Here is a 9,726-nt window from a genome sequence, read left to right on the forward strand (position 1 = left end):
TGCGTGTTGCTCGCAGCCGTCGGCCACATCTTCATGTCGGGAGCGGCCGTCTCCTGGTGGGCCATGGCCGTCGCAGGCGCAACCACAGCGGCGATCGGCTGGAGCCTCGCCGACCGGGAACGCGGTGTCCTTTTCGTCACCTCGACGGTCGTCGCCGCCCAGGCAGCCCTCCACTGCGCGTTCTCCCTGGCGCAGGCAGCGGTGCACCCCTCGGTGTCCGACGGCACCTCCTTCGCCCGGCAATGGGCCCGGAACCTGCTGTGCCGGACGACCGGATCCGACAACCACCTGCACGAGCCGGCACGGGGCACGACAGGCACGGTCATGCCCGGTGCCGGTGAACACGCCCACCACACCGCGCAGGTCACCACGGACAGCACGGCCCTGCCCGCCGCTCACGACATGGGCGGCATGTCGCCGACCGGGATGCTGGCCGCCCACGCCCTGGCCGCACTGCTGTGCGGTCTGTGGCTGGCGTACGGGGAGCAGGCCGCGTTCCGCCTCCTGCGCGCCTTCACCGGCCGGCTCGTCGCGCCACTGCGCCTCGTGCTCAGCCTCCCCGCACCACCGCACCGACCGCGCATCCGGCTTCGTCGTCGTGGCCGGTCGTGTGCGCCGCGGCAGCTCCTTCTCGTCGACGCCATCACCTCACGGGGCCCGCCTTCCGGGATCGCTGTCATCTGACAGCCGGCTCCCCGACCGCGCGCCGGTTCCACCGCGCGCCTCGGGTATCGGCCCCCGGACCCGGGCGGCCGTACTGCTCACCGGCCCCGTTCTCATGGTGCCGGATTCCGGATCCCCAGAAGGACTTCAGGCGATGAATCCTGCCCTGCCTCCACGCCGAGCGACCATGAACGAGAAGCCGTCACGCCACGCGCGCGGCTCCGACGAACCTGTGACCCGCCTGGCGCTCGCCGCTCGTGACGGAGACCCCGGCGCCGTCGACCGCTTCGTGCGCGCCCTGCATCGCGACGTCTGGCGCTATGTGGCCTACCTCAGCGCCGACCCGCAGGCGGCCGACGACCTCACCCAGGAGACTTTCCTGCGCGCACTTGGCAGCCTTCACCGGTTCGAAGGCCGCTCCTCCGCCCGCACCTGGCTGCTCTCCATCGCCCGGCGCACCGTCGTGGACAGCCTCCGGCACACCGCCGCCCGTCCCAAGGTGTCGGACAGGGACGACTGGCAGTTCGCCGCCGAACGGACACAGCCCCGCGACCTGCCCGGATTCGAGGACGGGATAGCGCTCGCGGAACTCCTGGCACTGATCCCGGCCGAACGCCGCGAAGCCTTCTTGCTCACCCAGCTCCTGGGACTCCCCTACGCCGAAGCGGCCACGGCCATCAGCTGCCCCGTCGGCACCGTCCGGTCGCGAGTCGCCCGCGCCCGCAGCTCACTGATCGAGCTGCTGAGGGACGCCGAAGGCTCCACCGGGCACAGCCACCCCGCGCGGCCGGAGTCGAGCCGTCCGGCCCGGCGGGAAGGGGCTCTCAGCGGCGCGGTGGCCTGAGCGCCCGGAAGGGGCCATGAGCAGGGGGCGGCTGGAGCTCGGCAGAGTTCCAGCCGCCCCTGCCTCGTCCACAAACCCGTTCCCGGGCCGGGCCGGGCGGGACCATGCCGGGCCGGGCCGAAGACTGCGGCAGAGGCTCTCGTCCTGCTGGTCGCAGCCCGCTGGTGGACCGGCGTGGCGTCGCGGCCGCCGGCACCGCCGTCGGTGCGCTGAGGCTACGGCCGCGTCCCTCCGCCGGTCAGGTCCCCGAAGCGAATCGCCTCAGGTCCGCGGCGAGCGAGGCGATGGCCGCGGGATTGCGCGGGCTTTCCACCAGCTCCGCGTAGTCGAGGACGACGATCCGGTCGTTCTTGACGGCCGAGACGCCGGCCAGTGGCGGGTAGGACTTCAAGAACTTCCGCTTCTGGTCTGCGGTGGTGTCTCCGTAGTCGTTGATCACGATCACCTCGGGGTCACGCTCGACCACGGTCTCCCACCCCACCGTCGCCCAGCTGTCCTTGAGGTCCTTCATGACGTGATCACCGCCCGCCCTGGTGATGATGTCGTGCGGCCCGGCGTACAGACCCGAGGTCAGCGGCTTGTCCCGTCCGTCGTCGTAGAGGAACACACGCGGGCGGTCGGCGCCCTTCGGGGCCTTCGCCTGCGCCTCGGCCACCTGCTTCTGGAAGTCGGCGACGAGAGTCTCCGCACGGTCCTCGACGTCGAAGATCTTTCCCAGGTTCCGCAGATCGGTGTACAGCGCTTCGAGCGGCGGCATCACCCCGCGTGCCTTTCCCTGCCCGTTGCGGCACGACTCGCTCAGCAGATACGAGTCGACACCCACCTTCTCCAGCTCGGCGGGGCTGAAGCCCTCACCCTCGTTGAAGCCGTAGTTCCAGCCCGCGAAGACGAGATCGGCGCGGGCGTCGAGGACCAGCTCCTTGTTGATCGTCTTCTTCGAGAGCCACTTGGTCTTCCGGTAGGCGTCCTTCCAGGGAACGGCTGTGAGGTCGCCCCTGTCGTCGGGCATCACATATCCCGCCATCCGGTCCTCGAGCCCGAGCGCGAACATGATCTCGGTGATGCCGACGTCATTGGTGACCACGCGCTGCGGCGCCTTGTCGTAGGTCTTCTCCTGGCCGCAGTTCTCGACGGTCACCGGGTAGTGGCCCCCGCGTGCCTCGGCATCACCACCCTCCTCGCCCCGAGAGGTGACCTCCGCACCGCATCCGGTGAGCATCAGGGCGGCGGTGAGTGCGAGTGCGGCTGGGCGTGCGAGTGCGGCTGGGCGTGCGAGATTCGGCATGATGGCCAGGACTCCTCAAGAAGCGGGCTGAGTGGGCAGGAGACGGTCGAAGAGCAGCTGTACGGCGCCGGACTCCGGATGCCGTACCCGGTGCGCCCGTACGCCGAAGACCTCGGCCAGCAGCTCGGGCGTGAGCACGTCGTACGGAGCACCGGAGGCGACGATCCGGCCGCTGTCGATGACGTAGAGCAGGTCGCAGTGGAGCGCGGCGAGGTTGAGGTCGTGCAGTGCGGTGAGCACGGTCAGCCCACTCCCGCGCACCAGAGCCAGCACCTCCAACTGCTGTGCGATGTCGAGGTGGTTGGTGGGCTCGTCGAGCACCAGGACGCGCGGCTGCTGCGCGAGCGCGCGGGCGATCAGGACCCGCTGCTTCTCGCCTCCGGAGAGGGTGAGGAAGCCGCGGCCGGCGAGGTGGCCGGCGTCGACCTCGACCAGCGCGGCCTCGCACGCCTTCCGGTCTTCTTCGGTGGTCCGGGCCGCCGACCGCTGGTGAGGCAGTCGCCCCATCGCCACGACCTCGGCGACCGTGAAGTCGAACTCGGTGACCGCTTCCTGGGGCAGAGCGGCCAGTCGACGGGCGCCTTCGCGCGCGCTCAGGGAGTGCAGGTCCTCACCGCCGAGCCGGACCGTACCCGCCGAGGGGCGCAGGGCTCGGTAGACGCAGCGCAACAGCGTCGACTTGCCGCTGCCGTTGGGCCCCACGAGTCCGACGACCTGCCCGGCGTCCGCGCGCAGCGTGGCCTCCCGCACCAGCCGCGCACCGGCGACCTCGACCGTCAAAGCGTCCATGTCGATCCGCATCACGCGCCTCCGAAGGTGTAGGAGCGGCGGCGCATCAGCAGCACGAAGCACGGCACGCCGATGGCGGCGGTCAGCACGCCCACCGGCAGCTCGACGGGCGCGAGCACCACACGCGAGAGGATGTCCACCCAGATCAGCAGGACGGCGCCCCCGAGCGGGGCGACGGCCAGCAGCCGGCGATGGTCCGCGCCGACCAGCATCCGGGCGGCGTGCGGAACCATCAGGCCGACGAAGCCGATGGCACCGCTCACCGCGACCACGGCCCCCGTGACGGCGGCACAGACCAGGAACAGTTCCTTGCGCAGCCTCCGCGCGTCCACCCCCAGGGCAGCCGCGGTCTCGTCCCCCATCGCCAGGGCGTTCAGGCGACGCGCCGACACGGCGAGGTGGGCCAGGCCGGCGAGCACGGCTCCGGCGGCGATCGGCACGGAGGCCCAGTCGGCTCCGCCGAGGCTCCCGAGCAGCCACATCATCGCGGACCGCGCCGCCTCGCCGCGTTCGGCCGCGAACACCATGAACGTGGTGACGGCCGAGAAGCCGTAGTACATCGCGGTCCCCGTCAGGACGAGCCGCAGCGGGGTCAGACCATCAGCGGTGCGGGCGATCGCGTACACCAGCGTCATGGCGAGGAGCGCGGACAGGAAGGCCGCCGTGGACAGGGCCCACAGACCGAGAGCGCCGAAGGCGCCGAAGAGGAGGACGGCATTGGCACCGACGGCCGCGCCCGAGGAGATGCCCAGGACGAACGGGTCGGCGAGGGCGTTGCGGACCATGGCCTGCACGGTGACGCCGATGGCCGACAGTCCGGCTCCGACGACGGCGGCCAGCACGGCCCGTGGAAAACGCAGTTCCCACACGATGGTGTACGCCGGGACTTCGTCCCGGGATATGGGCCCGCCCGTCAGCCCGGCCCACAGATGATGCAGCACCTCGCCCCAGGAGAGCCCCGACGCCCCCATCCCCGCCCCGCAGACGATGGAGAGCACGAGCGCGACGCACAGCGCGGCGAACAGGAGCGGCGGCGACACGCGTTCGGACGGCGCCGGACCGGCCCCGCCGGGGGCCGCGGGAAGTGGCACCGCGGGTTTGCGTTCCAGGGGTGTGGCCACGGGCGGGTCGCCTTCGCCTCGGGCCGTGCAGCTACGTGAGCACATGAGCAGCCCGGGACGCGGGGCGCCCTGTGCAGCGCCCTCTCGCAGTCCACGGCGAATTGTCAGGAGCCTTCGACACCGCGGGTAATCGGGCTCGCGGAGCCGCGTGTCGGGCTCCGCCTACCGTTGCGGGTCAGCGCCGGACTTCGACCGGACTTCCCCCGCGGGGCGGCTTGCAGCATAGCGTGTACACAAGGGTGCCCGTTCCTGGGACGACGCGCGCGAGGGCCGACTCCGTTGCCCCACAAGGCGGCCTTCCGGGCCGGGACGGGCCTGGGGAGCGACGCGCGGCCCGGGGCGTCCTCCGGGCCACCCCGCCCGCACCCGGTTCCCCCGGGCCCGCCCCGTCCGAATCCGGTTCCGCCCGAGCCCGCCCCCGCGTTACCCCGTCATCCCCCAGCGGGCCGGGGCGATCTGGCTGGCCATGATGGTGACCAGTTCGTATGCCGCGTGTCAACGGGCCTGTCCCGCCATCACCAGCGCCCCCGGGGCCTGTTCCGCCATTTGGTCCTGTCGGGATCCGGGTATTCGCGCCGCGCGCTATATGGCCGGAACCAGTCCCAGCCGACGGCCCGCCGAGACTCAGCGGCAGGCACAACGACAGGCACAGCGCCAACGTCGACCGACGGGCAGGGACCTGACGGGCGCAACCGCACGGCGTGTCGACGGCGTACGCCGCAGGCGACGGCACGGGCCTGCGACCGGTGCAGCCCGCACCGAACGGCGTCGGCCCTCTGGGCGTTCAGACGTCGGTACCGGAGACGCGCTGGACGGCGAGCAGGGCGACGTCGTCGATGCGCTCCGGGACGACACCGGCGTGGCCCTGGTCTTCGTCAGCCATGACCTCGCCGTGGTGCAGCACATCACGGACGAGACGGTCGTGATGCGCAAGGGCACCGTGGTCGAACAGGGGCCGACGTCCCGAGTGCTCGACGCGCCCTCGGACCCGTACACCCGGCTCCTGCTCGCCTCCGTGCCGCACGAGGGCTGGGATCCGGACGACGCGGTCCGGGCGAGGACCGCGATGGACGCGGCCCGGTCCGGGGCCTGACCGGGCGCCGGCCCGGCTGCCGCACCCTCGGGACCCGGGAGGACCCCGGTCAGGCGGCGCTGCACGACATCGCCCTGCTCAGCGCGATGACCGGCATGTCCCCGGGCGTCACGCACGCCTTCGCCCTGACGGGCCCCGGGCAGGACCTCGACCGAACCGGTTTCTCCGGCTCGGGAGCCGGTGAGGCTCCGGCCGGCGTCCCGTACCGGCGCGAGCGGGCTACTGGAGGGGGATGTCGTGGCCCGGTCCGCGCTCCTCCTCCGGACGCGGTCCGAAGTAGCGGCGGTCGGCCTCCTGGATGCGCACGTCGTTGATGCTTGCTTCGCGGCGGCTCATGAGACCGTACTCGTCGAACTCCCACAGCTCGTTGCCGTAACTGCGGAACCACTGGCCCGCGGTGTCATGCCATTCGTACTGGAAGCGGACGGCTATCCGGTTCTCGTGGAAGGACCACAGGCTCTTGCGCAGTACGTAGTCCAGCTCACGCTCCCACTTGGCCGTGAGGAACTCGGCGATCTGCTCACGGCCGGTCAGGAAGACGTCCCTGTTCCGCCAGATGGAGTCCTCGGTGTAAGCGAGGGCGACCGTCTGCGGGTCGCGGGTGTTCCAAGCGTCCTCGGCGGCCTGGACCTTGGCCAAGGCGCTGTCGAGGTCGAACGGCGGCAGGGGCGGGCGCTGTCGGGTCATGACGGATCATCCTGCCACGCCGCTGTCCTGCCACCAACGGGCGGTATGCCGGCCCGGGGGCCCAACGAGCATGTGGGCAGCGGGACTTCACGGGACGGAGCCCTCAGTCCTCGAGGGTGTCGGCTCCCTGGTTCCTCGCCGAGTCGTCCACGTCCGCCCCGATCTGCCCCTTGGCCCGCTTGCCGACGACGGCGGCAGCCGCGAGAGCGCTGGCCGTGAAGGCGGCCGCGAGGATCCACGGGCCGTCGAAGCGGTGGCGGGTCACGTGGTCGAGGGAGTAGCGGCCGGGGCCCATGACGCCGATGGCGGCCGCGGTGAAGCCGAGGAACGCCGGGTACTCGAAGCCGCCGGACTGGACGAAGAAGCCGGCCGGTGCGTGGACGGAGACGGCGCCCGCCATGTTGCCGGTCACCGCCGCGCCCGCCGCGGGCGTGGCGAGGCCGAGGGCGAGCAGCAGGCCGCCGCCCGTCTCGGCGAGGCCCGCGGCCAGTGCGCTCTCCTTGGGCGGGTGGAAGCCCATGGACTCCATGCCCTTGGCGGTGCCCTCCAGGCCGCCGCCGCCGAACCAGCCGAAGAGCTTCTGAGTGCCGTGGGCCATGAGCACAGCCCCGGTGCCCGTGCGCAGGACGAGCAGGCCGAGGTCACGTCGGTTGAGGGGGGTCATCGGTACTCCCGGTGCGGTGACGGTGGGCGACGCCATCCACTCTGGGCGCGCCCGGCGCCGGGGCCTTGCGTTGCTGGGCCGTACGGGTGAGGCGGTGCCGGTGCCGTCAGCTCGCCGGGCGCCCTGCGGCCGTCCACAGGTGCTGCATCGCGTACGACCGCCACGGCCGCCAGCGCCCGGTGTCCGCCCGGGGCGGCAGTGCCGGGTCGCCGGCGAGCAGGACGTCCGGGTCGCCGAGCGCGTGCAGGCGGACGGCGGCGGCGGTTGGGGCGTCGATGCCGGGCAGCCGCAGCAGCCGGTGCTCCGTGTCCTCACGGTCGGCGCCGGGGTCGAGAACGAGTTCGCCGGTGGCGAGCGCCCCGGCCAGCGCGCGCAGCGTGGGCCGGTCACTGCCGGTGAGGTCCTCGGCCCGGGGGAACAGGTGGGTGAGGCCGCCGCTCGGGGCGTCGAGCCGCTGCCCGTACGCGGCGACGAGTTCGCCCGCCGCCCGCCGGCCCGTCAGGATGCGGATCGCCGATTCGTGCGGGTCCGCGGCGCCGGGGACGCGCAGCCCCGGGCGGGCCGCGACGAGCGGGGCGAGGGCCGGGTCGGCGGCCAGGCGTTCCGCGACGGCGCAGGGGTCGGCGTCCAGGTCGAGCAGGCGGCGCATCCGCTGGATGGCGGAGGTCAGGTCCCGCAGGTCCGCCAGGTGCAGCCGGCAGTCGAGCCAGCCGCCGGTGCCCGCGCGTTCGCCGACCTCGGCGACGGCGGCGCCGCCGGGCAGCCGCAGCGTCCGGCGGTAGGTGCGGGTGCCGCGTGCGCCGGTGACCTCCTCGGTACCGGCCACGGCGTGGGCGGCGAGGTGGTCGAACATCAGGTCGGCCGCGTACGGGCCCCGGTGGGCCAGCCGCAGCGGAATCCCGGAGCCGCTGTCGACCGGCGGGGTGCGACCGGGCCGCAGGGCGCGCAGCTCGGTGGGGGTGGCGGCGTAGATCTCCCGGATCGTGTCGTTGAACTGCCGTACGCTCGCGAATCCCGCCGCGAAGGCGATCTCGGCGGCCTGCAGGGTCGTCGTCTGCAGCAGTACGCGTGCGGTGTGGCCGCGCTGGGCGCGGGCCAGGGCGACGGGTCCCGCGCCGAGTTCGGCGTTGAGCTGGCGCTGCACCTGGCGGGCGCTGTAGCCGAGGCGGGCGGCGAGTCCCGAGACGCCTTCACGGTCGACGATTCCGTCGCCGATCAGCCGCATGGCACGCCCGACGACGTCCGCGCGCACGTTCCACTCCGCGGAGCCGGGGACCGCGTCGGGCCGGCAGCGGCGGCAGGCGCGGAACCCGGCGGCCTGGGCCGCGGCGGCGGTGCGGTAGAAGGAGACGTTCCGGCGTTTGGGTGTGATGGCGGGGCAGCTGGGCCGGCAGTAGATCCCGGTCGTGGAAACGGCGAAGAAGAAGACGCCGTCGAACCGTGCGTCCCGGCTGCTCACGGCCTCGTAGCGGCTGTCGGGGACCGTGGGTGCCTCAGTGGTCATACGGCCAGTATGCGAGCGGTTCCGCGGTCCGGCTGGCGGAAATCGGACATGACCCCGACGCGGACCGGGCCGCCCCCCGGGTCGGCCCGGGTGATCCAGTCGGCGCGCAGGTGGACGGCCCGGCCGGGCAGGGCGGTGCGCGGCAGCTGCTGCCGGTCCAGCTCGCGGCCGCCCTGGCTGACGAGAAGGACGGGCCGGGCGAGGCGCTGTGCGGTGCGGAGGGTGAAGCGCCCGTCCACGGGCGGCCGGCCGTCGGGGCTCAGTCGGTTCGGCGCGGCCCAGAGCAGGGGGTGCTCGACGTGCAGCGGCACCTGACCGTGCGGCCATGGCCCGGCCCCGGCCAGGTGGGACAGGACGTGTGCGGCGGCGCGGCGTCCCTCGGCCGCGGCCATCACGGCCGGTTCGACGCCGTGGAGCAGGTTGCCGACGGCGAAGACGCCTGGCAGGGAGGTGCGGAAGGCGGTGTCGACGGCCGGGCCGCGCGTACCGGGGTCGATGGCCGCACCGCCGAGCCGGGCGAGCTCGTGGTCGGGGATCCAGTCGCCGGTGAAGACGATCGTGTCGCAGTCGAGGAAGGTGCTGCTGCCGTCGCTGCCCCGCAGGCGGACGCCCGCAAGCCTGCCGCGGCCGGTCAGTTCCGCGACGGCCGCCTCGGTGATCACCGGGACTCGGTGCCAGGGCGACTGGAAGGGGCCGCACGGATCATCCGTCACGAGGGCCACGACCCGGGTACCGGCCGCCCGCAGGGTGCGTACGGCGTGGAGTGCGACGGTCTCCGAGCCGACGACGACCGCACGGCGGCCGACCCGCCCGCCGTGCAGGTGGACGGTCTGCTGGAGTTCGCCGGTGGTCAGGACGCCGGCCGGCCGGGTGCCGGGGACCATGCGCGCGCTGCGGGGCCGTTCGCGGGCGCCGGTGGCCAGGACGACGGCGCGGGCGGTGACGCGTTCGAGGCCGTCCGGGCCGGTGGTGTCCAGGGTGCGGGGCCCGGCCCAGCCGGTGGCGCTGACGCCGGTGCGCAGTACGGCTCCGGCACCGGCGGCGGCGTCGGCGAGCCGCGCGGCGTACCGGGGGCC

Annotated in this window: 9 protein-coding genes, 2 pseudogenes and 1 riboswitch; of the genes and pseudogenes, 4 read left to right on the forward strand and 7 right to left on the reverse strand. The window is 73.2% G+C overall.

Going from position 1 to position 9,726, the window contains the following annotated elements; all coding sequences use genetic code 11:
* The first annotated feature begins 3 nt into the window (after positions 1-3).
* The gene (locus AB0903_RS28470) at positions 4-684 is read left to right on the forward strand and encodes a hypothetical protein (RefSeq protein WP_366707589.1); all 681 of its coding nucleotides are present in this window, start codon (positions 4-6) and stop codon (positions 682-684) included.
* A 166-nt stretch (positions 685-850) separates the two neighbouring features.
* On the forward strand, positions 851-1,507 hold the full coding sequence (locus AB0903_RS28475; RefSeq protein WP_366707590.1) for a sigma-70 family RNA polymerase sigma factor: 657 nt from the start codon (positions 851-853) through the stop codon (positions 1,505-1,507).
* 238 nt (positions 1,508-1,745) lie between these two features.
* Here the strand turns inward: AB0903_RS28475 and AB0903_RS28480 are convergent, their stop codons facing one another.
* From AB0903_RS28480 to AB0903_RS28490, 3 genes are read right to left on the reverse strand one after another with little or no spacing between them, the layout of a single operon-like run.
* Complete coding sequence (locus AB0903_RS28480) at positions 1,746-2,792, reverse strand: ABC transporter substrate-binding protein (protein WP_366707591.1); 1,047 nt, start codon at positions 2,790-2,792, stop codon at positions 1,746-1,748.
* Positions 2,793-2,807: 15 nt separating this feature from the next.
* Entirely contained in the window at positions 2,808-3,593 is a 786-nt protein-coding gene (locus AB0903_RS28485; RefSeq protein ID WP_366707592.1) for an ABC transporter ATP-binding protein, read from the reverse strand.
* The gene (locus AB0903_RS28490; protein WP_366707593.1) at positions 3,593-4,702 is read right to left on the reverse strand and encodes an iron ABC transporter permease; all 1,110 of its coding nucleotides are present in this window, start codon (positions 4,700-4,702) and stop codon (positions 3,593-3,595) included. The genes AB0903_RS28485 and AB0903_RS28490 overlap by 1 nt, the downstream gene beginning before the upstream one ends.
* Positions 4,703-4,805: 103 nt before the next feature.
* Positions 4,806-4,940: riboswitch (cobalamin riboswitch) on the reverse strand.
* 591 nt (positions 4,941-5,531) lie between these two features.
* On the opposite strand from AB0903_RS28490, the pseudogene AB0903_RS28495 reads away from it, so the two are divergent.
* Both AB0903_RS28495 and AB0903_RS28500 read left to right on the forward strand, forming a co-directional pair.
* Positions 5,532-5,795, forward strand: a pseudogene (locus AB0903_RS28495) (ABC transporter ATP-binding protein); the annotation flags it as partial.
* A gap of 29 nt (positions 5,796-5,824) precedes the next feature.
* A pseudogene (locus AB0903_RS28500) lies at positions 5,825-5,923 on the forward strand (NAD(P)-dependent oxidoreductase); the annotation flags it as partial.
* Positions 5,924-6,014: 91 nt separating this feature from the next.
* Here the strand turns inward: AB0903_RS28500 and AB0903_RS28505 are convergent.
* The 4 genes from AB0903_RS28505 to AB0903_RS28520 all read right to left on the reverse strand — a co-directional run.
* On the reverse strand, positions 6,015-6,482 hold the full coding sequence (locus AB0903_RS28505; RefSeq protein ID WP_366707594.1) for a nuclear transport factor 2 family protein: 468 nt from the start codon (positions 6,480-6,482) through the stop codon (positions 6,015-6,017).
* A 103-nt stretch (positions 6,483-6,585) separates the two neighbouring features.
* Positions 6,586-7,146: a DoxX family protein gene (locus AB0903_RS28510; protein WP_366707595.1), complete on the reverse strand. Its 561-nt coding sequence runs from the start codon at positions 7,144-7,146 to the stop codon at positions 6,586-6,588.
* Between the two features lie 106 nt (positions 7,147-7,252).
* Positions 7,253-8,650, reverse strand: coding sequence for an AlkA N-terminal domain-containing protein (locus AB0903_RS28515; protein WP_366707596.1), 1,398 nt, complete (start codon positions 8,648-8,650; stop codon positions 7,253-7,255).
* Positions 8,647-9,726: FAD-dependent oxidoreductase (locus AB0903_RS28520; RefSeq protein ID WP_366707597.1), on the reverse strand; the 1,080-nt coding region annotated here is incomplete at its 5' end. The genes AB0903_RS28515 and AB0903_RS28520, both read right to left, overlap by 4 nt.

Origin of the sequence: Streptomyces sp. NPDC048389 (genome assembly GCF_040706335.1) — a bacterium.
Taxonomy (GTDB): Bacteria; Actinomycetota; Actinomycetes; order Streptomycetales; family Streptomycetaceae; genus Streptomyces.